At 57.4% G+C, this 24371-nt stretch carries 20 protein-coding genes and 1 pseudogene; 10 read left to right on the forward strand and 11 right to left on the reverse strand.

All coding sequences use genetic code 11. From position 1 onward, the window contains the following. Nucleotides 1-224: hypothetical protein (locus BLL36_RS31135; protein ID WP_394329508.1), on the forward strand; the 224-nt coding region annotated here is incomplete at its 5' end. Nucleotides 225-296: 72 nt separating this feature from the next. Here the strand turns inward: BLL36_RS31135 and BLL36_RS29005 are convergent. The 5 genes from BLL36_RS29005 to glnT all read right to left on the reverse strand — a co-directional run bounded on the left by BLL36_RS29005 (nt 297) and on the right by glnT (nt 6101). Then, entirely contained in the window at nt 297-1610 is a 1314-nt protein-coding gene (locus tag BLL36_RS29005; RefSeq protein ID WP_076955019.1) for an ammonium transporter, read from the reverse strand. Nucleotides 1611-1732: 122 nt separating this feature from the next. Next, a complete protein-coding gene (locus BLL36_RS29010) occupies nt 1733-3073 on the reverse strand; it encodes an FMN-binding glutamate synthase family protein (protein ID WP_076955020.1) in 1341 nt (446 codons plus the stop codon). A 20-nt stretch (nt 3074-3093) separates the two neighbouring features. Further along, nucleotides 3094-3777 (reverse strand): GltB/FmdC/FwdC-like GXGXG domain-containing protein, encoded by a 684-nt coding sequence (locus tag BLL36_RS29015; RefSeq protein WP_076955021.1) that lies wholly within the window; start codon nt 3775-3777, stop codon nt 3094-3096. An 11-nt stretch (nt 3778-3788) separates the two neighbouring features. Beyond that, nucleotides 3789-4694, reverse strand: coding sequence for a class II glutamine amidotransferase (locus tag BLL36_RS29020; protein ID WP_076955022.1), 906 nt, complete (start codon nt 4692-4694; stop codon nt 3789-3791). A gap of 72 nt (nt 4695-4766) precedes the next feature. Beyond that, the gene (gene glnT / locus BLL36_RS29025) at nt 4767-6101 is read right to left on the reverse strand and encodes a type III glutamate--ammonia ligase (RefSeq protein ID WP_076955023.1); all 1335 of its coding nucleotides are present in this window, start codon (nt 6099-6101) and stop codon (nt 4767-4769) included. Nucleotides 6102-6384: 283 nt separating this feature from the next. On the opposite strand from glnT, the gene BLL36_RS29030 reads away from it, so the two are divergent. The 7 genes from BLL36_RS29030 to BLL36_RS29060 all read left to right on the forward strand — a co-directional run bounded on the left by BLL36_RS29030 (nt 6385) and on the right by BLL36_RS29060 (nt 14029). Then, nucleotides 6385-6984, forward strand: a complete 600-nt coding sequence (locus BLL36_RS29030) for a helix-turn-helix domain-containing protein (protein WP_076955024.1) — start codon at nt 6385-6387, stop codon at nt 6982-6984. 243 nt (nt 6985-7227) lie between these two features. After that, nucleotides 7228-8094: a formyltetrahydrofolate deformylase gene (gene purU / locus BLL36_RS29035; protein WP_076955025.1), complete on the forward strand. Its 867-nt coding sequence runs from the start codon at nt 7228-7230 to the stop codon at nt 8092-8094. Continuing rightward, on the forward strand, nt 8091-8996 hold the full coding sequence (gene folD / locus BLL36_RS29040; RefSeq protein WP_076955026.1) for a bifunctional methylenetetrahydrofolate dehydrogenase/methenyltetrahydrofolate cyclohydrolase FolD: 906 nt from the start codon (nt 8091-8093) through the stop codon (nt 8994-8996). Before purU ends, folD begins: the two co-directional genes overlap by 4 nt. Next, a complete protein-coding gene (locus tag BLL36_RS29045; RefSeq protein WP_076955027.1) occupies nt 8978-10219 on the forward strand; it encodes an FAD-dependent oxidoreductase in 1242 nt (413 codons plus the stop codon). The genes folD and BLL36_RS29045 overlap by 19 nt, the downstream gene beginning before the upstream one ends. Nucleotides 10220-10232: 13 nt before the next feature. Beyond that, nucleotides 10233-10535 carry a sarcosine oxidase subunit delta gene (locus tag BLL36_RS29050; RefSeq protein WP_076955028.1) on the forward strand — a complete coding sequence of 101 codons (303 nt, stop codon included), beginning with the start codon at nt 10233-10235 and terminating at the stop codon, nt 10533-10535. Continuing rightward, complete coding sequence (locus BLL36_RS29055) at nt 10532-13429, forward strand: 2Fe-2S iron-sulfur cluster-binding protein (RefSeq protein ID WP_076955029.1); 2898 nt, start codon at nt 10532-10534, stop codon at nt 13427-13429. The genes BLL36_RS29050 and BLL36_RS29055 overlap by 4 nt, the downstream gene beginning before the upstream one ends. A 3-nt stretch (nt 13430-13432) precedes the next feature. Next, nucleotides 13433-14029, forward strand: a complete 597-nt coding sequence (locus tag BLL36_RS29060; RefSeq protein ID WP_076955030.1) for a sarcosine oxidase subunit gamma — start codon at nt 13433-13435, stop codon at nt 14027-14029. 148 nt (nt 14030-14177) lie between these two features. Here the strand turns inward: BLL36_RS29060 and BLL36_RS29065 are convergent, their stop codons facing one another. The 4 genes from BLL36_RS29065 to BLL36_RS29080 form a co-directional block, all read right to left on the reverse strand. Further along, nucleotides 14178-15062 (reverse strand): SDR family oxidoreductase, encoded by an 885-nt coding sequence (locus BLL36_RS29065; RefSeq protein ID WP_076955031.1) that lies wholly within the window; start codon nt 15060-15062, stop codon nt 14178-14180. Between the two features lie 86 nt (nt 15063-15148). Next, the gene (locus BLL36_RS29070; RefSeq protein WP_076955032.1) at nt 15149-16561 is read right to left on the reverse strand and encodes an efflux transporter outer membrane subunit; all 1413 of its coding nucleotides are present in this window, start codon (nt 16559-16561) and stop codon (nt 15149-15151) included. Then, nucleotides 16554-19694 (reverse strand): efflux RND transporter permease subunit, encoded by a 3141-nt coding sequence (locus BLL36_RS29075; RefSeq protein WP_076955033.1) that lies wholly within the window; start codon nt 19692-19694, stop codon nt 16554-16556. The genes BLL36_RS29070 and BLL36_RS29075 overlap by 8 nt, the downstream gene beginning before the upstream one ends. A gap of 68 nt (nt 19695-19762) precedes the next feature. Then, the gene (locus BLL36_RS29080) at nt 19763-20920 is read right to left on the reverse strand and encodes an efflux RND transporter periplasmic adaptor subunit (protein WP_076955042.1); all 1158 of its coding nucleotides are present in this window, start codon (nt 20918-20920) and stop codon (nt 19763-19765) included. Between the two features lie 195 nt (nt 20921-21115). On the opposite strand from BLL36_RS29080, the gene BLL36_RS29085 reads away from it, so the two are divergent. Continuing rightward, complete coding sequence (locus tag BLL36_RS29085) at nt 21116-21685, forward strand: TetR/AcrR family transcriptional regulator (RefSeq protein WP_076955034.1); 570 nt, start codon at nt 21116-21118, stop codon at nt 21683-21685. Nucleotides 21686-21747: 62 nt separating this feature from the next. Beyond that, nucleotides 21748-22083 (forward strand): annotated as a pseudogene (locus tag BLL36_RS29090) (alanine racemase C-terminal domain-containing protein); the annotation flags it as partial. Between the two features lie 94 nt (nt 22084-22177). Here the strand turns inward: BLL36_RS29090 and BLL36_RS29095 are convergent. Both BLL36_RS29095 and BLL36_RS29100 read right to left on the reverse strand, forming a co-directional pair. Then, nucleotides 22178-23677: an MFS transporter gene (locus tag BLL36_RS29095; protein WP_076955035.1), complete on the reverse strand. Its 1500-nt coding sequence runs from the start codon at nt 23675-23677 to the stop codon at nt 22178-22180. Then, the gene (locus tag BLL36_RS29100) at nt 23671-24252 is read right to left on the reverse strand and encodes a TetR/AcrR family transcriptional regulator (protein ID WP_076955036.1); all 582 of its coding nucleotides are present in this window, start codon (nt 24250-24252) and stop codon (nt 23671-23673) included. Before BLL36_RS29100 ends, BLL36_RS29095 begins: the two co-directional genes overlap by 7 nt. Nucleotides 24253-24371: the final 119 nt, after the last annotated feature.

Genomic DNA, 24371 nt, shown 5'->3' on the forward strand with positions numbered 1-24371 from the left:
CCCTGACCGATCTTATTCTTGGGCGTGAGACCCAACTCACGCGACTGCCGCTGGTTCGTGAACTGCCACGCAAGTGGGAGCCCGAGCCACTGCGCATGCTCGGCTCTGTCGCCATCCTGAAGATGCGCCATCACGGCATGAAGATGGAGCGCAAAACCGGGCGCCATTCGCCCATGGTGGATTTCGCGAACAAGCTCGCTGGCTTTACCGGGTTTACCGGTTGAGACGAATGAGCTACGAATCACAAAAATGCACAACGCCAACATGAGCCGGCGTTGTGCTGATACAGATAATTCTTAATGGTTGTAAGCACGCTCGTTGTGCTCAGCCAGATCCAGCCCCATGTCCTCCATCGACTCGTCGGCGCGCAAGCCGATCACAGCATTGATCACCTTGAGAATGATCCAGCTGACGACAAAGCAATACACCGTCGTCAGCAACACGCCTTTGATCTGTGCCAGTACTTGAGCGCCCATGGTCACGCCTTCTATCAACCCACCCAGGGACGGCACGCAAAATATGCCGGTCAAAACCGCACCAATCATCCCGCCGATGCCGTGCAAGCCGAACACGTCGAGGCTGTCGTCATAGCCAAAGCGGCGCTTGAGCACGGTGACGCTCAAGTAGCAGAACACCCCGCACAGCAGACCGATGGCCAACGCACCGCCTACGCCCACATAGGCGCACGCTGGCGTGATCCCCACCAGACCGGCCAAGGCACCGCTGGCCAGACCGAGCGCACTCGGTTTGCCAACCTTGAACCACTCGGTAAACATCCAGCCGAGAATCCCGGCACACGCGCCCAGTTGGGTATTGAGCATGACGATGCCGGAGGTACTGCTAAGGCCGCCACCGGAACCGATATTGAAGCCGAACCAGCCAACCCAGAGCATCGCCGCACCGGCCATGGTCAGGCTCAGGTTGTGGGCTGGCATCGGCGTATTCTGATAGCCCTTGCGCTTGCCGAGAATCAGGCACGCGGCCAAAGCGGCGACGCCGGCATTGATGTGCACGGCGGTGCCACCCGCGAAATCGAGTACACCCCAGTTATGCATCAAAGCGCCCGAACCACCCCAAACCATATGCGCCACCGGGGCATACACCAGAGTGAACCACAACGCCATGAACCACAGCGCTGCCGAAAACTTCATGCGTTCGGCGAATGCACCGGCAATCAGCGCCGGGGTGATGATCGCGAAGGTCATCTGGAAGGTCACGAACACGCCTTCCGGAATATCCCCCACCAGGCTCTCCGGGGTCATGCCCGCCAGAAACGCCCGGTTCAAACCACCGACGAAACTGTTGAACGTCACCTGCCCCTCGACCATGCCGGTGCTGTCGACCACCATGCTGTAGCCATAGATCACCCACAATACGCCGACCAGGCCGGCGATGCCGAAGCACTGGGTAAACAGCGAGAGCATGTTTTTCGCCCGTACCAGACCGCCGTAAAACAATGCGAGGCCCGGCAGACACATAAACAGCACCAGCACCGCAGCGGTCACCATCCAGGCGGTGCTGCCGGTGTTCAATGTGGGTGCGTCAGCCGCCTGCGCGAGCGGCGCGAGCGCGCCGACTGCCAATAAGATGCCGAGAAGACGATTGACCATGTTCAAAGCTCCTGCAAAGGAATGGTAGATATCTGGCAGCGAGCAAAGTGAGTATGTACGGGCCTCTTGGTGGGCTCCTTGATCTGTGGCGAGGGGGCAAGCCCCCTCGCCACAGTTTTTTGTCAGTAACCGGTACCGGAACCCGGAATCCAACTGGTCCCCGCCAATGGCACCCGCGCCATGGCCGCCGACTCCACCGTCAACGCCACCAGATCCTCAGGATCGAGGTTGTGCAGGTGCGACTTGCCGCAAGCCCGAGCCATGGTCTGGGCTTCCAGCACCATGACGCGCAGGTAGTTGGCCAAGCGACGGCCACCCTCCACCGGATCCAGTCGTTTGGACAGTTCCGGGTCCTGCGTGGTGATCCCGGCCGGGTCGCGGCCGTTCTGCCAGTCGTCGTAGAAACCGGCGGCCGAGCCGATTTTCTTCAGTTCCTCGTCCAAGCGTGGATGGTTATCGCCCAAGGCAATCAGCGCCGCCGTCCCGATGGCCACCGCATCCGCACCCAGTGCCATCGCCTTGGCGACGTCGGCACCGTTGCGAATCCCTCCGGAAACGATCAGCTGAACCTTGCGATGCATGCCCATCTCCTGCAAAGCCTGTACCGCTTGCGGGATGGCCGACAAAATCGGGATCCCGACGTGTTCGATGAACACTTCCTGAGTCGCTGCAGTTCCGCCTTGCATGCCGTCGAGCACAATCACATCCGCCCCAGCCTTTACCGCCAACTTGACGTCGTAATACGGCCGGCTGGCGCCGATTTTCACGTAGATCGGTTTTTCCCAGTCGGTAATTTCCCGCAGCTCGGCAATCTTGATCGCCAGGTCATCCGGGCCGGTCCAGTCCGGATGACGGCAGGCGCTGCGCTGGTCGACACCGATCGGCAAGGTGCGCATGCCGGCAACACGCTCGGTGACTTTCATCCCGAGTAACATACCGCCGCCACCGGGTTTGGCACCCTGCCCCAGGACGATTTCAATCGCGTCAGCCTTACGCAGGTCGTCCGGGTTCATGCCGTAACGGGATGGCAAATACTGATAGACCAAATGCTGCGACTGGCCGCGTTCCTCCGGGGTCATACCGCCGTCACCGGTGGTGGTGCTGGTGCCGGCGATGGTCGCGCCACGGCCCAGGGCTTCCTTGGCATTGGCCGACAAAGCACCGAAGCTCATGCCGGCGATGGTCACCGGAATCTTCAGGTGGATCGGCTTCTTGGCGAAGCGGTTGCCGAGGATCACATCGGTGCCGCACTTCTCCCGATAGCCTTCCAGCGGGTAGCGCGAAACGCTGGCACCGAGCAGTAGCAAGTCATCGAAGTGCGGCAGTTTGCGCTTGGTGCCACCGCCGCGAATATCGTAGATGCCGGTTTCGGCGGCACGCTGAATTTCCTGAATGGTCAGGCGGTCGAAGGTGGCTGACTCGCGCAGTACGGGAGCCGCTTTTTGGCTGATTGGGTCGCTCATATCTGTTCTCCTCGCGCGGATCAGTACGCGGACGCGTTATCGACTTTGAAGTTGTACAACTGACGGGCCGAACCGTAGCGCTTGAAGTCAGCCGCCTTGTGCTCGAAACCGGCGCGATTGAGCAGCCCTTGCAGCTCTTCCAGGTGCTCGGCGCGCATCTCTTTCTCGATGCAGTCCGACCCCAGAGACTCGACGGTGCCTTTCACGTAGATGTGGGTTTCATACAACGAATCGCCCAGCGCATCGCCGGCATCACCGCAGACCACCAGACGACCGGCCTGGCCCATGAAACAGCTCATGTGGCCGATGCTGCCACCGACCACAATGTCGATACCCTTCATGGAAATCCCGCAACGCGCCCCGGCGTCACCTTCAATCACCAGCAAGCCGCCATGGGCCGTGGCACCCGCCGCCTGCGAGGCACTGCCTTTGACCCGGACGTAGCCGGACATCATGTTCTCGGCGCAACCGACACCAACGTTGCCGTGGACGGTGATCGAGGCCTTTTGATTCATGCCGGCGCAGTAGTAGCCGGCGTGGCCCTGGATATCGATGGACACGGCTTCATTCACCCCGACCGCGAGGTTGTGCTTGCCGTTGGAATGAGTCACCACCCACTCGTGATCGGTCACGTTATTGACCTGGTCGTGCAGCGCCTGATTGAGGTCACGCACGGTGGCAGTGGAAAGATCGATGGTTTTCATGTGTGCGCTCCTTAAGCTGACTCGCGTTCCCAGATGTACATAGTGGCCGGTGCCGGCTCCCAGACCCTGGCGTGTTCGATGCCCGGCAGGCTCGACAGCGCCTGATACTCGGAGGCCATGGCCACATAGTCGTCGGTCTCGGCGAGAATCGCCGGCTTGCAGGCAATCGGGTCGCGGATCACGGCAAAACCGTTGCGGGTGCCGATGGCGAAGGTGAAAAAACCGTCCAGATCCTCCAGCGAATGATCCAGCGCTTCTTTCAATGAGTCGCCCTGCTGCAGGCGCCAAGTCAGATAGCCAGCGGCCACTTCGGTGTCGTTGTCGGTCTCGAAGTGAATGCCTTCGCGCTTGAGTTCCTGACGCAGGCGGAAGTGATTGGACAGCGAGCCGTTGTGCACCAGGCAAAGGTCGGCGCCGGTGGAGAACGGGTGGCTGCCTTCCATGGTCACCGCGCTTTCGGTGGCCATCCGGGTATGACCGATGATGTGGCTGCCCTTCATACTGGCCAAGCCAAAACGCTGGGAGATTTCCTGGGGCAAGCCCATGCCCTTGAGGATTTCGATGCTTTGGCCGGCGCTCATGATGCGCAGGCTCGGCGCCAATTCGGCGAGGGCCAGGCGCACTGGCGCCTCTTCGGCATGGATCTTGAGCACGACGGCACTGGCGTTCTGGAACCAGTCCAGCGAACAGCCGAGGCGCCCTTCCAGTTCGCCCATCAAGGCTTTCCAATCGAAGCCTTCGGTGGTCGCCTGCAGGGTCAGCTTGACCCAACCGTCCGCCACTTCATCGCCATAAATGGCAAAGCCGGCACTGTCCGGGCCACGATCGGTCATGGCCTGCAACATGGGTTCAAACAGCTTGCCGAGCTGGGATTCCAGCTGCGGATTTTTCAGATAAAGACCTACGATTCCACACATATCAAGTCTCCTTCGGAGGCAGTGAACGCCCGACGCCGTGCCGGGTGCCCGAATGGTTGTCAAAACACAGCGTCAGAAAAATTCGGTGTAGCGCTGGATCTCCCAGTCGGAGACGTGGCGGCTGTATTCCACCCATTCCATGCGCTTGAGCTTGATGAACTCGCCTACGATCTGCGGGCCCAGCACCTCGGCGAACAGCGGGTCGGCTTCCAGGGCGTCACAGGCTTCCTTGAGCGATTGCGGCAGGGTCTTGATGCCCCGCGCGGCGATCTGTTCCAGGCTCAGGCTGTAAAGGTTTTCATTACAGACGTGGTCGATTTCCAGCTGGCGATCGATGCCATCCAGGCCGGCGGCGATGATCGCGGCGCTGACCAGATAGGGATTGCAGCCAGCATCCGGCAGGCGGAATTCCAGGCGGCCGTAAGGCACCCGCACCATGGCCGAACGATTGTTGGCGCCGAAGGCGATAAAGGCTGGCGCCCAAGTCGCGCCGGACAACGAATTACCGACCACCAGACGCTTGTAGGAGTTGACCGTCGGCGCGGCGAAGGCACACAGCGCCGGGCCATGGGCCAGCAGACCGGCGGCAAAGTGATAAGCCAGTTTCGACAGGCCCATGCCGCTGGGGTCGCTGGCGTCATGGAACAGGTTTTTGTTCTCGGCGCTGCTGATCGACAGGTGAAAGTGCATGCCGTTGCCGGCGCGTTTCGGGTCAGGCTTGGGCATGAACGAGCAGATCATGCCCAGGTCGTTCGCGATCTCGCCGGCAGCCATGCGGAAGAAGGTGAAGCGATCCGCCGAGGTCATGGCGTCGCTGTAGGTGTAGTTGATCTCGAACTGGCCGTTGGCGTCCTCGTGGTCGATTTGATAGACCTCGAAATCCACCGCCTGCAAGGCCTCGGTCAAGCGTTCAAGAAACACCCGGGAGCGTGATAGGCCTTTATAGTCGTAGCAAGGCTTGTCCAGGTTATCGCTGAGGTCCACCAGTTGCAGCTTGCCCTGCTCGTCGCGGCGCATCAGGTTGAACTCGGGCTCCAGACCGGTGTTGAGCGTCCAGCCCTTTTCTGCCAGGCGTTGCACTTGTTGCTGCAACACATAACGGCTGTCATACGGATGCGGCTTGCCGTCGACGTGGCCGACGCACACCACTCGCCCGTAACCCGGCTGCCACGGCACCGGGGTCAGGGTGGACAAGTCGCCGCGGGCCATGAAGTCCGGTCCGTGGGGCTCCATGCCCATGCCGCTGATCGCGAATCCGGCAAAACCCGCTCCTTCTTCAGCGACGGTCTTGAGCCCACAGATTGGCACCGACTTGGTTTTGGCCGCACCGTGAATATCCACAAACTGCGCAAGCACGTACTTGATCCCGTGCTTGTCGATGATGCGCTGGGTTTCTGCTGGCAACATTGCTCGTCACTCCTCGCGAAAGGCAAAACATTCTGGATTGGGCTTGACCGTCTTTTTATTCCTAAAAAGAAAGTTAGTTTCCCAATAGGAATGCAAAGGCCTTGCCAGATTCGCGAGTGCGACGATGATGCGCCGAGAAAAGCGCTTTTGTGCTGTATATATGAGAAAATTATTTTCCCTGTGGGAATACTGCCCGATGGACGCGCACCGAGTGCTGCAAACTTGCACTTTCCTAGTGCGAAACTAATATTATTGAACGGAAATTGTGCAGGATCTGATGACTATGTCGACCGAAAACGCCCCGCGCCTCAAGCTTGAGCAATACCTGGGATTGCAGATCAAGCGCCAGCGCCAGGCTCAGGATCTGAAATTGTCTGACGTGGCCAAGATTGCCGATATCAGTCAGGGCATGTTGAGCAAGATCGAAAACGCCCAGGTGTCCACCAGCCTTGATACCCTGAGCCGTCTATGCGACGTGCTCGGCCTGCCACTGTCCAAGTTGTTCAGCGAATACGACCAGCAAGACGGTAGTGCGCTATTGGTCAAGGCTGATCAGGGCATGGAAGTGGTGCGCCGTGGCACCGAGAAAGGCCATACGTACCATCTGCTCAACCACACCCGCGGGCCGAAGAAGAGCTTCGAGGCCTATATGGTCAGCATGGATGACGCGAGTGAGGAGTTTCCGACCTTCTCTCACCCCGGCACCGAATTCCTTCACCTGCTGGAAGGTGAACTGATCTATCGCCACGGCAATCAGCTTTACCACATGGAAGCTGGCGACAGTCTGACGTTCGAAGGCGAAATCCCCCACGGCCCCGAGCAACTGGTACAAGTGCCGATCCGCCTGCTGTCGATCATGAATTACGGTAACGACAAAGAGTAACGCCCTCTCCATCCCCCCCCGTTATGCCCATGCATGAGGCCGACCGAAGTCGGCCTCATGCATTTTCCTGTCAGTTAAAAAACTTTCATAAAAAATCTGGACGTGACACGAGCATTCCCCTATAAAGCCACCAAAAGGAATATTTTATTCCTAACAAGAAAATGCGCTCATGGATGAGCCTGCTGTCCGCTGACATATTTTTCGCTATGCGATGAGCTGCCGCCATCATCCCGAGGACGTGTCATGCAACACGAAAAAAACCATTTCATCATCAAGATCACCTGTCCCGCGGTGTCCGGCATTGTCGCTGCCGTCACCACCTACCTGGCGGACAACGGTTGCTACATCGGGGAGATGGCGCAATTCGACGACGACTTCAGCGGCCGTTTTTTCATGCGTGCAGTGTTCCGTTTCAACGACGGCCATCAGGGCGACATTCAACAGATCAAGGACGGTTTCGCCGACGTCGCCAAGGCGTTCGAGATGACCTGGGAATTGCATGACACCCGCGAGCCGATGCGCGTGCTGCTGATGGTCAGCAAGTTCGACCACTGCCTGACCGACCTGCTCTACCGCTACCACAAGGGCGAGATGGACATGACCATCACCGCTATCGTTTCCAACCACCTCGACCTGCGCCCCATGGCCGAACGCGAGGGCATTCGCTTCATCTACCTGCCCGTGACCAAGGACACCAAGGCCCGTCAGGAAGCCGAGTTGATGAAGATTGTCGACGACACCGGCACCGAGCTGGTGGTGCTGGCGCGCTACATGCAAATTCTCTCCGACGATCTGTGCAAGCAACTCTCGGGCCGGGCGATCAACATTCACCATTCGTTCCTGCCCGGTTTCAAGGGCGCCAAGCCGTATCACCAGGCATACCAGCGCGGCGTGAAACTGATCGGCGCCACGGCGCATTACGTCACCAGCGACCTCGATGAGGGACCGATCATCGAACAGGAAGTGCAGCGTGTCGATCACGACTACTTGCCCGATGACTTGGTGGCGACCGGGCGTGACACCGAAACCGTGGCCCTGTCCAAGGCGGTCAAGTACCACCTGGAGCACCGGGTGTTCCTCAACCAGGACAGAACGGTGATCTTCCGGTGAGCACACTCAAATTGATTGACGGCAAAGCCGCGGCCGCCCGTGTCCTGGTGCAAGTCCGCGAGGACGTGGAGCGCCTGCGCGAGCAAGACATTCAACCGGCGCTGGCGGTGATTCTGGTAGGCAGCGACCCGGCCAGCCAGGTCTACGTGCGAAACAAGATCCTGCGCGCCGAAGAGGTGGGCATCCGCTCGCTGGAACATCGGCTGTCCACGGACACCAGCACCGAACAACTGCTGAACCTGATCTCGACACTGAATGCCGATCGCTCGATCCACGGCATTCTTCTGCAGCTGCCGCTGCCTTCACATATCAATGAATTACGCGCACTGGAGGCTATCGCTCCGGAAAAGGATGTAGACGGGTTCCACAGTCAGAACGTCGGCGGTCTCAGTCAGGGTCGTACCGTACTAGCGCCCTGCACTCCCAGTGGTTGTTTGTATTTGCTGGAACAAACTTGCGGCGATCTGAGCGGCAAGCACGCGGTGGTGATCGGCCGCTCGAACATCGTCGGCAAACCCATGGCAGCGTTATTGCTCCAGGCCGACTGCTCGGTGACCGTCCTGCATTCGCGCAGCCCGGATCCTCAGGCTCTGTGCCGGCAGGCAGACATCGTCATCGCCGCCGTGGGTCGCCCAAGGCTGATCGACGCGAGTTGGCTCAAGCCTGGTGCAGTGGTGATCGACGTCGGTATCAACCGCATCGAGGACGACGGCCGCAGTCGCTTGGTGGGCGACGTCGACTTCGACAGCGCCCTGCCCCAAGTCGCGGCGATCACCCCGGTACCCGGTGGCGTCGGCCCGATGACCATCGCCTTTCTGATGAAGAACACCGTGACCGCCGCCCTTAACCAACACCAGGCCCAACGCAGCCAATCGGAGGCCGTATGCCATTCAATCTATTGAAGTACGGGCTGAGTTCGGAATACCCGGTGGAAGCGGATTTGCCGCCACCAAAGGAACTCAAATCGAGCTATGACGTGGTGATCATCGGCGCCGGTGGCCATGGGCTGGCAACCGCCTACTACCTGGCCAAGTACCACGGTATTACCAACATCGCGGTGCTGGAAAAGTCCTACCTGGGCGGCGGCAACACCGCGCGCAACACCGCGGTGATCCGTTCCAACTACCTGACCAGTGAGGGCGTACGTTTCTATGCCGAGTCGGTGCGGATGTTCCAGTCGCTGTCCAACGAATTCGATTTCAACATCATGTACTCCGAGCGCGGCCAACTGACCCTGGCCCACACCGATGCGACGGTGCGTTCGTTCCGCCAGCGCGCCGAGGTAAACAAACACTTCGGCGGCCGCACCGAGATGATCGACCGTCAGCAAATTCGTGAATTGGTGCCTAGCCTCAACCTTGATCCGGGACACTTACCGGTGATCGCCGGTCTCTGGCACATCGATGGTGCCACCGCGCGCCACGACGCCGTGGCCTGGGGTTACGCCAAACAGGCCGCTAAACGCGGCGTGGAAATCCATCAGCTCACCGAAGTCCAGGACCTTGTTATCGAAAACGGTGCAATCACCGCGGTGAAAACCAATCGCGGCACCATCAAATGCGGTTGCGCTGTGCAGGCGATTGCCGGCCACAGCTCGTTGATGATGGCCAAGGCCGGGATTCGCGCGCCGATTACGACCTTCCCGCTGCAAGCGATGGTCACCCAACCGTTCAAGCCCTTTCTCGATCCTTTAGTGAGTTCTTCGGCCTTGCACTGCTATGTACAGCAGACCAGCCGTGGCGAGGTGGTCTTTGGCGGTGGCTCCGATCCGTACCCGCTGTTCAACACCCGCTCGACGCTGGAACTCAAGGAAAGCTTGCTCGCCCACGCCATCGAAATGTTCCCGTTCCTGGCCAACGCCAAGCTGATGCGCCAATGGGCCGGCATCACCGACATGACCCCGGATTACAGCCCGATCATGGGCCTGTCGCCGGTTAAGAATTACTACCTCGACGCCGGCTGGGGCACCTGGGGTTTCAAAGCCACGCCGATTTGCGGCAAGACCATGGCCGAGCTGGTCGCCAGTGGCGGCAAGGTACCGGAGCTGATCAAGCCCTTCAGCCTTGAGCGTTTCTCGACCTTCCAGCAAGTCAACGAAATGGGCGCCACAGCGGCCAGCCACTGACGGAGAGCAGACGATGAAAATCATGACGTGCCCGCTCAACGGGCCGCGCAATATCAGCGAGTTCACCTACGGCGGTGAATTTAAACCCATGCCCGATCCGGTGACTTGCAGCGATGCCGAATGGGCCGACTACGTGTTCAACACTGACAACTTCGCCGGTGTGGTGCGCGAATGGTGGATGCATACGCCTTCCAGCTACTGGTTTCTGGCAGAGCGTCACACCGTCAGCGATGAAATCCTGCGCACTTTCGACCCTAAAGAACTGTTCATAACCCGTGTCGAATTCAGCGCACCCGCCAAGGAAATTGCAGGATGAACCGCCTCCCCGCCCCCATGGGCTTGCTGATCGACCGTGATCAGCCGCTGGATTTCAGTTTCGACGGCCACCGTTACCAAGGCTTGCAAGGCGACAGCATCGCCAGCGCCTTGTTGGCCAACGGGCGTTTCCTGATCTCGCGCTCGTTCAAATACCACCGCCCGCGCGGCCCGCTGACCATGGCTGGACAGGACGCCAACAGCCTTGTGCAACTGCCCGAAGAACCGAACGTGCTGGCCGACGCGCACGCGTTGTCCGCAGGTTTGCAGGTGATCGCGCAGAACGTCAACGGCTCGCTGGACAACGACAAGGACGCCTACCTCGGCAAGTTCTCCAAATTCATGCCGGTGGGTTTCTATTACCGCTCGTTCTACAAGCCCAAGGGTATGTGGAAAGTCTGGGAGCCGATCATTCGCAAGAAGGCAGGCCTAGGCGTGCTCGATCTGAACTTTCAACCCGAGTATTACGATAAGGCCTACCTGTTCACCGACGTGGCGGTGATTGGTGCCGGCCCGGCCGGGCTGCACGCGGCGCTCACGGCGGCGAACGCTGGAGCCAGGGTGTTGCTCATCGAACAACAGCCAGTTCTGGGCGGCTCGCTGAACTACGCGCGCTTCGACATCGACGGCAAACGCGCTAAAACCCTGCGTCGCGAATTGCTGGCAGCGGTGGAGCAGCACGCCAACATCCAGATCCTGACCGACGCCACTTGCAACGGCTGGTTCAACGACAACTACCTGCCGGTGATTCAGGGTAAACGCATGTACAAGGTGCGCGCCGCTCAGTGCCTGGTGTGCAGCGGCGCTTTCGATCAGCCGGTGATTTTTCGCAACAACGACCTGCCCGGTGTGATGCTGGCCAGCGCCGCTCAACGGCTGATGAAACTGTATGCAGTCAAACCCGGAAAACGTGCCGTGGTGCTGACCGGCAATGATGATGGTTATCTCGCGGCCCTTGACTTGCAGGAACAAGGGGTGGAAGTCGTCGCCCTGGTTGACCTGCGTAATGCGCCCGGCAATACCGACCTGCTGGTTGCCGTGACGCGACGCAAGATCCGCTGCCTGAGCAATAGCACGGTGTACGAAGCCCTGCACGAAAAAGGTATGCGCCATGTCACCGGCGTCGATGTGCGCAAGATCACCACACAAGGTCAGGTCGCCGAGAGCGGACTACTCCTGGACTGCGATTTGCTGTGCATGTCCGCCGGTTACATGCCGGTCTATCAACTGCTCTGTCAGGCCGGTGGCAAACTGGCTTATGACGATCAGCGTGCCGAGTTCACCCTCAGCAGTCTGCCGAAAAACCTCACGGTCGCCGGCTCGGTCAATGGCCGACACCTTCTGGACAACGTGATTGCTGACGGCGTGAATGCCGGTGCCGATGCCGCGCTCGCATTGGGTCTGGCCGTCGCAACGCACCGCGCACCGTACAGTAGCGAGTCTCGGGTCAACTTCAACTGGCCAATTTTCCCGCATCCAAAAGGCAAGGATTTCGTCGACTTCGACGAAGACCTGCAAGTGGCCGACATCGTTAACGCGACCAAAATCGGTTATCGCGATGTGCAACTGGTGAAGCGCTATTCGACCGTGGGCATGGGGCCGTCCCAGGGCCGTCACTCGGCGCTGCCAACCGCACGCCTGGTGGCCTGGGCTACCCATCGTAATATCAGCGAAACCGGCGTCACCACCGCTCGCCCGCCGTTTGTGGCTGAAAAACTGGCGCATGTCGCCGGTCGCGCGTTCGACCCTTACCGACAAACACCGATGCATGCCCGCCACCTGCAAGCGGGCGCCAAGATGATGCCCGCCGGCATCTGGCAGCGCCCGGCTTACTACGGCAGCATCAAGGATCGCGAGACGTGCATGCAGGCCGAAGCTCTGCATGTTCGCAACAAGGTCGGCATCATCGATGTATCGACCCTCGGCGGTCTTGATGTGCGCGGCCCGGATGCCGCTGAACTGCTCAACCGGATGTACACCTTTGCTTTCCTCAAGCAACCCATCGGCCGCTCGCGTTATGCACTGATGACCGACGAACACGGAGTGGTCATCGACGACGGGGTCTGCGCACGCTTTGCCGAGAACCATTTCTACGTGACAGCCACCACCAGCGGCGTCGACCGCATCTATCAGCAAATGCTCAAGTGGAACGCACAGTGGCGCCTGGACGTGGACGTCGCCAACGTCACTGCGGCCATTTGCGCAGTCAACGTCGCCGGGCCAGACTCGCGCAAGGTACTGGAAAAAGTCTGCACCGATCTCGATCTCAGCGCCGAAGCCTTCCCTTATCTGGGCGTCCGTCAAGGTACCGTGGCCGGCATCAAGGCACGACTGTTGCGAGTCGGTTTTGTCGGCGAGCTGGGTTATGAAATCCACGTCCCGGCACGTCATGGACTCAAGCTCTGGGACGCGCTGATAGAGGCCGGCAAAGCGCATGACATCCGCCCCTTCGGCGTCGAAACCCAGCGCCTGCTGCGGCTGGAAAAAGGCCATGTGATCATCAGCCAGGACACCGACGGCATGACCCATCCGGCAGAAATCGACATGGGTTGGGCGGTCAGCCGCACCAAGCCGTTCTTCGTCGGCCGGCGCTCGGTGGACATCCTCGAAGCCCAGCCGCTGAAACGCAAACTGGTCGGTTTCTCGCTGCCCAAGAACAGCCCACAACCGCTTGAAGGCCATCTGGTGCTCAACGGCCCGGACATCAGTGGCAGCATCACCTCCTGCGAGTATTCCGCGTCTCTCGGCAAGATCATCGGCCTGGCCTACGCCGGCATCGACCAGAGCAGCCCGGGACAACGGATTCCGATCCGCGTCGAAGGCGGCATCGTGGTCCAGGCCGAGGTGGTGCAGTTGCCCTTCTTTGATCCCGAAAATCAACGTCAGGAGCTTTAAGCCATGACCAACCTGAACGAACAACACAGTCTTGGCCAAGCGGCCCTGGCACCTTTGCCGGGCTGCAAGTTGGCGGACTTAACCGACCTGCCTCGGGTCGGGTTTCGTGGTTCACACAGCGCCGAATACTTGCGAGGTCGCGACTTCGTCCTGCCGGACGCGCCCAACCGCGCCGTCGCCCAAGCCGATGGCAGCTACGTGGCGAGGTTGTCGCAAACCGAGTATTTATTGCTCGGCAGCCCCGAGGACAAAGGGGAGCGAATGGCAGACGAAGAGGCCCGTTGGGAACTCGATCATCAGGCCAACTACCTGCTGCCACGTCAGGACAGTCATGCCTGCTTTCAGCTGACGGGAGAACACCTGGGCAAGGTCATGGCCAAGCTCTGTGGCGTCGATTTGAGCCCGCAGGCATTTGGCCCTGGGACGGTGGCACAGACCTCGGCGGCCAGAGTCAACGTGATCGTGATCAACTCCGGCACTGCGCAACAAGCCAGTTTGCACATTCTCTGTGACCGGGCGTCGAAAGCCTATTTTCTAGAGGCGTTTTTGGATGCGATACAGGAGTTTTCAGGTCTGGAAACGGAGGTGACAACACGCTGACTCCGCCGCCCGCCGACCATGCATGCCGAAACGAAATTCGAGGTTGGGCATGCATGGACGAATGGCGACTTGAATCAACGCGTTTACTACTCTGTGACGCTATCGAATAGCGTTACCGGAAGAATCGCTTTTTCAACGAATCACCCATTCATCGGCCAGACGATCCTTCATTACCCATCCGGCTCAGTGCCTCTTCCAGAACGGCCGATAGATGCGTCGTACCTCTCCCGATCAAATCACTCAAATCGCGGGACTCGCTGTATACGTCGCCATTGGCTACACCTGTATCTGCGATAGCCAGTGTAGAGGCGAGGCCTTCTGGAAGCCCAAAGTCTATAAGCAGAGTTCGATACTCGTCTTCCGACATATCAAGATAGGTGACTGTCTTTCCGGATTGCCACGACATATCCAAGGCCACATCCTGAAGCGTAAAGCTCATGTCTCCAGCAAGCTCGTAAATTTCCTTCAGCTCAGCGGTGGTCGTCAGTACGGTGGCTGCTGCCTCGGCATAATCAGCTCGCGATGCACCCGAGATTTTGCCGGTACTGGCGCAGCCATATAACACACCTTCTTTAACCGCGTACTCGGCGTTCATCGTGTAGTTTTCGATGTACCAGCCATGCCGCAGGAACACGAAGGGGACGCCTATTTCTCTGATCATCTTCTCGGTTTCGCGGTCCTCACTCGCATACGAAACCTGGGATGTGTCTGCCCGCAGTATGCTTGTGTACGCGACAAGTTTGACTGATCCAGTTTGTTTGATAGCGTCGATCACGGCCTTATGCTGCTTGACCCGTCCTCCAACTTCGGGGCCGGAAATAAGCAGGACTTTTTCTACACCCTCCAACGCTGAATACCATTGCTCCGGCTGGTCGTAGTCGGCCTCTCGAACAATGATTCCGCGGCTTTTCAGGTCCTCGGCTTTTTCGACATTCCGAACCGCAGCCACGATCTGGTTTGATGGAACGCTTTTCAGCAGATGCTCGATCACCAATCGGGCCAACTGCCCGGTTGCGCCTGTTACTAAAATCATAAAAATCTCCAATAGAAACCGTTCGAAATCGGTCGAATTCCGTACCGCTCAGCCACGCCGTTTGAAGAGCGGCGTGGCTTCTTGCATCACTCTGAAAAGTGCTGGCTTTCACTGCCGCCTAACGACTTGTAAAGCTGGATACGACTGACCTGCAGTGCTTGCCAGGTATCAATCAGCGCCAAACGGTTCGAAAAGTCGCCACGCTGTGCATCCAGGTAACGCAGATGGCTGTCCACCCCGGACCGATACCTCAGTTCTGCAAGGCTCAATGTCCGCTCGCTGGTGGCCACCAACTTTTTCTGCGAGTCCAGTTGCTGCTGCAACGTGGTACGTGAAGCCAGAGCATCAGCTACTTCGGTAAAAGCGGTTTGGATGGCTTTCTCGTACTCGACAATCGACGACTCCTTGCGCAGGTTGGCCAAGTCCAGGTTGGCCTGATTGCGGCCACCAGAGAAGATCGGAAGAGAGACTTGTGGGAGAAACTGCCAGGTACGCGATCCCGCCGAAAACAGATCCGACAGTTCAGGCCCTGCGGTGCCCAGGTTTCCGGTTAACGTGATACGCGGAAAGAACGCCGCCCGAGCCGCTCCAATGTTGGCGTTTCGGGCTTGAATACGGTGCTCTGCGCCGAGTATGTCGGGGCGACTGGAAAGTAGACTTGATGGCAATCCGGCGTGTACGTCCTGAAAAAAGATGTCGTCTGTCGACCCAGCCATAAGGTTGGCGTTGAGCTCATCTTCACCCACCAGAAGCTGCAGGGCATAGCGCGCCTGGAGGCTTTCGCGCTGAGTGCGGGATTGTTCGATCCGCGCCTGCTCAAGTAACCCAAGCGCTTCCTGTGTATCCAGCTCAGTGGCAGAACCCACTTGCCCGCGCATCTGCACCAGTTCGAGGGACTTCTCTCGCGCTGACAGTGTTTGCTGAGTTACCGACATTCGCGCTTGCGCCGCGCTATAGCGTAAATAGGCCTCGCTAACGCTTGCGACAAGCGTGATCCGGACTGTACGCGCGGCTTGTTCCGAGGCGAGGTATTCCTGCAGTGCTGCCTCAGATAGATTGCGAACTCGTCCGAACAGATCAATTTCAAATGCGTTCAAGCCCACATCAGCGCGATAGATTGACTGCACGCCACCCCGCTGTGTCGGGCTTAATTGGCCAGGAATCCGCTGTCTGTCCAGCGCACCATTCGCATTGATGGATGGTAGGCGATCGGCACGTTCGATCCCGTACTGTGCGCGTGCCGTCTCTACGTTCAACAACGCCTGACGCAGATCCCGGTTATGAGTGAGTGCCGATGCAACCAACGTACGCAACGGCGCAAGCTGAACAAAGCGCTCCCAATCCGGCAGGGTTGCCTCGGTCTTCAAGCTCGGCGCCGGCAATGCCGGATACTCACTGGGAACAGGTGCGGCAGGTCGTTCGTATACGGGGGCCATGGAGCATCCGCTCAATGCCAGCGCACAGACTATTGCGGTGGTTAAGGCATTGATCTTATGCATTGTCTTGCCCCTGCAATGCGGTGGTGCTTGCGCTGCTCTTACCGCGCTTTTTGATAACAGACAGTACCCAGACAAAGAACACTGGAACGAACAACACACCTAGCAGGGTTGCGCTAATCATGCCGCCGATGACACCGGTACCGATTGCACGCTGACTCGCAGCACCGGCACCCGTTGCGATGGCCAATGGCACCACCCCCAAGATGAATGCGAGCGACGTCATGACGATGGGCCTGAATCGCAAACGTGCAGCCTCAATCGCTGACTCCTTTAGCGATTTACCCTGTGCGTGTAGATCCTTGGCAAACTCAATGATCAGAATGGCGTTTTTGGCAGCCAATCCAATGATCGTGACAAGGCCGACTTTGAAGTACACATCGTTGGGCATGCCTACCAGCGTGACGGCAAGCACGGCACCCAGCGCTCCGATGGGCACGATCAGAACAACCGACAATGGAATCGTCCAACTCTCATACAGTGCAACGAGCACCAGGAACACCACCAGTAGTGCCAACGCAAGAAGCATCGGAGCCTGTGAACCCGCGGCCTTTTCCTGATAGGACAGTGCCGTCCACTCATAGCCGATACCTTGAGGTAGTTCGGCCACCAGTCGCTCGATTTCCTTCATGCCTTCCCCGGAGCTGTGACCAGGAGCTACATCACCGGAAAACTTGATGCTGGGGTACCCGTTGTAGCGAACAATCTGCACGGGGCCCACCTTCCAGCCGATCTCGCTAAAGGCGTCAAACGCCACAAGTTTTCCCGAGCGGTTTGGAACATAGAGCTTGCTCAGAGACTCAGGAGTCGCTCGACTTCCCGGTTCGGCTTGCACGACCACTCGCTGCATGCGCCCGTAGTTTGGAAACTCATTGATCAGCGTCGAGCCAAAAGCCGTAGACAGTGATGCGTTGATAGCTTCGAAGGAAACACCGAGTGCCTCAGCTTTATCTCGATCAATCTTCAGGTCGAGCTGAGGGGCATCCTTCAGTCCTTCAACCATGATGTAGGCAAAGACAGGCGACTGAAACACTTTGCCCATTAACTCGTCGCCGGCCGCAAGCAGTGCTTCACGCCCAAGCCCAGCACGATCTTGCAAGCGCAGCGCAAAACCGCCGGAGTTACCCATGCCTTCAATCGAAGGGGGCACAACAGAAAACAGTGTTCCATCCTTGATGCCGTAGAAGGCGCCGTTAGCGTACTCCACCTCCTTCATAACTGACTCGTCGCTGGACCGTTCCGACCAGTCTTTAAACATGGTGAACGAAAGGCCTGCGTTCTGCCCAACACCCGAGAAGCTGAAACCAAGAATCGAAATCACGTCGGAAACCGCAGGCCGCTCAGAAAAGTACTTCTCCATCTGTTCAGCTGTTTCGAGAGTTCGGGGAAGCGTTGCACCTGGGGCTAGCTGAATGTCGGTGATCATGTAGCCTTGATCTTCCGTCGGTAGAAAAGCCGACGGCAAACGCATGTAACTGAATGCCAGAACGCCAAGGATCGCAAGATACACAAACATCACACGACCGCCCCGCTCAACTAAACGGCTAGTGGTCGCGGAGTAGCCTTTCGTGATCCGGCCAAATCCCCGGTTGAACCAGCCGAAAAAGCCCTTTTTCTCCTCATGATGACCTTTAGGGACCGGCTTGATAATGGTGGCGCAAAGGGCTGGCGTTAAGGTCAATGCCAAGAAGCCCGAGAACAGGATCGAAATGGCCAAGGACACGGAGAACTGTCGATAGATCACACCCACCGAACCATCCATGAATGCCAACGGCAGGAACACCGCCGATAGCACCAAAGTAATACCGATGATCGCGCCACTGATTTGCTTCATGGCCTTGATTGTCGCCTCCTTGGGCGACAGTCCCTCCTCGGTCATGAGGCGTTCTACGTTCTCCACCACGACAATGGCATCGTCGACAAGGATGCCGATCGCCAGCACCATACCGAACATGGTCATCATGTTGACCGAGAAGCCCAGGAGCAACATCACCGCCAGCGTACCCAACAGACATACGGGCACTACGATGGTCGGAATCAGCGTATAGCGGATATTTTGCAGGAACAGCAGCATCACCAGAAAAACCAGGATGACGGCCTCACCCAGCGTCATCAGGACCTTTTTGATGGCGACGTCAACGAATCGCGAGGTGTCGTAGGGGACGCTGTATGAGATGTCCTTCGGAAAGTTTGCGGACAGTTGGTGCAGGCGGGTCTTGACGCTTTCGGCGGTCTGCAAGGCATTCGCACCCGGCGACAGTTGCACTGCAATCGCGGCCGAAGGTTGCCCATTCAGTCGCGACGTATAACGGTAATCTTGACGTCCCATCTCGATACGGGCGACATCGCCCAGTCGGACGGTGGAACCATCCTCGTTGGCACGCAACACCACACGGGAGAAGGCATCAACCGAGGCCAACTGCCCCTGGACCATGATGGTTGCTGTGATCTCCTGGTCCTTCGGGCCAGGCTGCTCACCGATACTGCCGCCTGGAACTTGAGCGTTTTGCGCAGCAATCGCCCTGTCTACATCGGCGACTGACAGTTGGTAACCCACAAGCTTGGCCGGGTCTATCCAGATTCGCATGGCTCGTTCTGCGGCGAACATCTGAACACGACCAACACCTGGAACGCGGCGAATCTCGTTGTTCACGTGGCGTGCGGCATAGTCAGCCAAACCCACGGGATCTTTATCTGCCGACGTATAGGTCAGCGCATAGATCAGCAGGAAGTTGGCACTGGCCTGTTCTACCTGAAGACCCTGTTGAGTGACTGGCTGAGGTAGGCGAGATTCGACCCGTTTGATGCGGTTCTGAACGTCAACTTGTGCCAAGTCAGGGTTCGTTCCGGGCTGGAACGTCACATAGGTTTCAGCCAACCCGGCGCTGTTGCTTTGAGACTCGTAATAGAGAAGTCCTTTTGCGCCGTTAAGTTCCTCCTCTATCAGACTGGTTACCGTGTTGTTGATGACCTCGGCCGATGCGCCTGGATAACTGGCCGTCACCAGAATTTGCGGCGGTGCAACACTCGGATACTGGGAGATGGGTAATGATGGAATGGCAAGCAGCCCTGCCAATAGAATGAAAATTGCAATCACCCAAGCAAAGTTGGGCCGATGAATAAAGAAGTTCGGCATGATGTCGTCCGCGAGGCCTCAGCCTGCCTCCTGATTAAAGGCGATGGTGCGCTGCTGAATACGGGGGCTCACTGAGCTCCACCTTGTGCAGCCCGCAGTATGGTGACTGGAGTACCGGCTACAATTTTGTCAGCACCGTTGACGATTACCTGGTCACCCGCTTTCAAACCGCCGGTGATCTGCCACTCTGCCCCTTGCATCGCCCCGGTTTGGACTGCTCGCTCCTCCGCTGTGCCCGCTGCATTAACCGTCATTACCTTGGCCTGACCGTCAGCGCCGCGAAGGATGGCGCGTTGCGGCAGGAAAATTGACTGTTCATCAACGCCCTGCTCGGTCCTCACCCGCACATACATGCCTGGCAACAAGGCCCCTTGTGGGTTAGGAAAAAGGCCTCGCAGTAAAACCTGACCGGTTCCCGGGTCAACAGATACGTCGGAGAACGTCAGACGTCCCTGTGCCTTGTAACGCGTGCCTTCGATGGCAATGCTGACACTTGGCTTCTCTTTGGCATCATAGGAAACCTGTCCGTCAGCCATGGCTTCGCGAAATCGCAATACCGCACTGACCGGTTGAGTGAAATCCGCATAGATGGGATCCATCTGTTGAATGAGAGCCAGTTGAGTGGTCTCGCCTTGTCCAACCAGACTGCCCTCGCTGACCAGACTCCGGCCGATACGTCCGGATATAGGCGCACGTACCGTGGCATAACTCAGGTCCAACTGCGCCGTTCTGACCTCGGCTTGCGCCGTAATACGATTGGCCTTTGCGGTTTGCAGCGCTGAAACTGCGTCATCGTATTCCTGCTGACTGACAGCATTGGCTTTGGCCAACGGCTCATAGCGGCGCACGACAGATTGAGTTTGTTTTATCTGCGCATCAGAACGTGCCAAAGCGCCTTGGGTTCGCGCGAGAGCGGCCTCGAATGGGGCTGGATCGATGGTGAAAAGCAGATCTCCTGCCTTGACGTTTGCGCCTTCGACAAAATGGCGCTTCTGGACGATGCCGGCGACGCGCGCTCGAATCTCAGCGACTCGAACCGGGGAGATCCGCCCTGGCAGCTCTACCTCGATAGAGCGAGGCTGGGGGTTGATGGTTTGAGTTCCCACCTCTACAGACTGAACTGGGGCTTGCTGCCCGCCGTACCCCTTCTCATCACCGCAGCCGACAAGGAAAAATGGACCGCTCAGCGCGAGCGCCAGGAGACCTCCGGTCGTGAACTTATTCATCAAATCCTCGAAAACTGGCATCGCCTGGTAGAGGCAACAAGAATTACAATGATTCCACTAGACTCATAATGAGTCAATATCGATTCACACAATCCTATTCTGATCTACAATCCCGAACCGCTCGTGGCGTTGGTCTGATCTGTTAATTTGATATCGTATGGATTCATTTGGATCAATTTTGAGCGAGGTTTGAAGATGACGAGTGCCCTTGATGACAAGCTTGCTGGTGCGCTGGCACTTGCAGTGGCGCAGAAACCAAGAGCCAATCTTCAGCAAATAGCTCGTTCGGCGGGGATCAGCAAAGCAACGCTCTATCGGATTGCCCCGACGCGCGAGGGCGTTGTAGAGATGCTGCTTGAGCGCTGCACCCGTCACATGCAGGATGCCCTGACCGGAGCAGATTTGGAGAGTCCGCCTTTTCACTCAGCTTTAGAGCGTTTGACTGAGGGCGTGATGAAGGAAAGAGCGTTCTATCTTTTCTGGAACGCTGCACTGTGGATGGACTTGAACGATGCCAGGAATGATGAAGTGCTTGGTTACGGAGCATCGTTTTACAGCGATGCGCTGGAGAAGTTTTTCCTCAATGGCCAGAAAGCCGGCGTCTTCCGGATAGACATGCCCGCCAAATGGCTGGCAAAAGCCTACGATTTCCTTCTGTACGCCGCTGTTGAATCAGCTCAGCGCGGCGAGATCGCATCAGTGGGCATGTCGGCCATGGTCGATAAGATGTTTTTGGATGGAGCTACTTCAGAATTTGCTCGCTAATATTGTTTCAGCCATCAACGCGTTGAAAAATCGATAACCGGCTCAGGCACCTTTGTCAGGGCGCTTACGACCGCACCTTTACCCTGAGCAAAGACTCGTTGATCGCCAACATCCCGGCCGGCTACTCCGACGGTTATCGAAGGGCGTTCTCCAACAAGGCTTCAGTGCTGATTCACGGTCAACGCGCACCCGTCATCGGTAAGGTCACCATGAACACGTTGATGGTTGACGTCAGTGGTATCAAGGGTGTGCAGCCGGGAGACGAGGTTGTTCTGTATGGCAAACAGGGCAATGACGAGATTACACAGACGGAGCTTGAGACCATCAACGGTGCGTTGCTGGCAGACCTCTACACCATCTGGGGCAACTCGAATCCGAAAGTCCTGAAGTTAAAATAACGATCAAAAAAGAAGGTGCGCGAGCACCTTCTTTTTTGCCGATTTCGCCAACGAACATAGTCATCGCAGATAATTACTGCACTGCATGATTATATTAGTCAACGACCGGAATGGGCGCCGCTCCTTTTGTGCGAAACAGTACCGCAATGATTCCTGCGAGCAGCATCATCAACACAGCACTTGCCGCAAGCACATTGATATACGCTTGATTGAAAGCCGCTTTGGCCTCAGCTATCAACTGAGAAGCCGTTTCAGCGCTCAGCGATTGCGCCAGGATTAGTGCCTGATCGAGGCTGTCTTTTGCAATGGAAGCATTCGCAACGTCGTGTGGGACGATCAAGTAGCTTGCGTAAGAAAACGTCGCAATGCCACCTATGATGACGACGCCCAAAACACTACTGAACTCGTAAAGGACTGCCTCGATAGACGCCGCCATTCCCGCTTTTTCATCTGGGGTGTTGAGCATGATGACGGATGAGGCGCTGGTCATGCCCGACGCCGCACCAAAACCAAACACCCCAAGACTGACAAGCTGCAAAGCAAAAGAGTGACCTGCGAAACCAGCGACACCAACAAGCCCGATTGCACCAAGAACCAGCGAACCCCATAGCACCCGAATGACGCCGATTCGATGTAGAACCGAACCGACTAGAGGGCCTGCGCAAAATGCAGCAATCGAGATAGGCATGATACAAAGACCTGCCTTCAAGGGGGAAAACCCTTTAACCAATTGCAGTTGCTGCGTCATGATCAATTGAACACCAATGAACGCAATCATCGAGACAATGATGGTCAAAACGCCGCCCATAAACTGGGAATTTTTGAAGAGAGTGAAATCCACGATAGGGTCACTAGAGCGAATTTGCCTCCTGACGAAGCTGGTCAGACCGACTATCCCAATCACGGCAGCAATCATTGCATGCAAAGCAATTATCTCTGGCTTCGTCAGTTCTTCAAGTGCGTAGGTAATGCCAACAAGTCCAACCATCACCTGTGCAGAACTTAGCAAGTCCCAGCTTCTATCAGGATTGCCGGGGGTACGTTGAATAATCATCACGGAGCAGACCAACGCGACGAGAACAACAGGCACGTTCATCAGGAAAACCGAGCCCCACCAGAAATGATTCAAGAGAACGCCACCGATGATCGGACCTATGGCGGCCGCCCCTGAGAACATGGCCCCCCATACACCGATCGCAATTGCGCGCTCCCGATCTGTTTCAAACAGATGCCGCAATAGAGCAAGAGATGCAGGCAAAATCATCGCGGCTCCGACAGCAAGCAGTACTCGACCAACGATCAAAACAGGAACAGAAGGGGCGAAGGCGGCGACGATCGATGCAAGACCGAAAACAACCAGACCAGCAAGCAAAACCGGGCGATGACCTACTCGGTCGGCAACGGTACCGACCCCAAGCACCAAGCCAGCCATCACCAGTGGGTAGGCGTTGAGAATCCACATCTTGTCGCTATTGGAAGCCTGCAATTCGTGAGTAATTATTGGCAACGCCGTGTACAGCACGGTCATATCCAAGCCGACAAGAAAGACTGCAATCGACATCACGACGAGTACTAAAAGTTTTCCGTTTAACATGCTGGGTCTATCCCCGGACTGCTGACGGCATACGTCAGGCCAATAAGTACATCATGAACATCTTGAGGGTTTTGAATCGGTATACCCGCGAACCCCGTGAGCCAGATTCCATCCACGGCTAACCTCACCATCTCAAGCGTTGCCCCTTGATCAGTCAACCGATGTTGAATCAACCGGGCGTTGAACCAATCCGCCCATTTGGATCTGAGCTGCGCATCCGTAATCGTGGATATCCAAACGGCATCCCGGGTACTCGGAGCAGCATTGGCACCATTCTCGAATACCGCCCGAACATAAGCACGGGTGAAACAACCGTAAGGCTCTGGATCTTCAGCGATCAGCTCATCGAGCCTGTTCGCGATTGGCTCCAGCAACCAATTGAAGAGGCTATCGAGAAGTGCTTGCTTGTTCTCAAAATGATAAAAAAAGGCACCTTTCGTAACCCCTGCCGCAGTGGACACCGACTGAACGCTCACTGACGCGAGACCTCCCTCTGCGGCAAGACGTGCCGCGCCCTCAAGCAGGGCAAGACGCACTTTTTCTGGTTCTTTTTTTCTGGATTGGGGTGTCTTCATTCAACGATCATACCGATCGGTATGTTTTTAAAACAAGCCTTTTTTCGCTACTTCGTTGGTGCTGGTCTCAAGAGTAGAACCCGAATCTCTCGGTAGAGACGCATCACTGTCGATAAGTA

Source organism: Pseudomonas cedrina subsp. cedrina (assembly GCF_001983175.1).
GTDB classification, from domain to species: domain Bacteria; phylum Pseudomonadota; class Gammaproteobacteria; order Pseudomonadales; family Pseudomonadaceae; genus Aquipseudomonas; species Aquipseudomonas cedrina.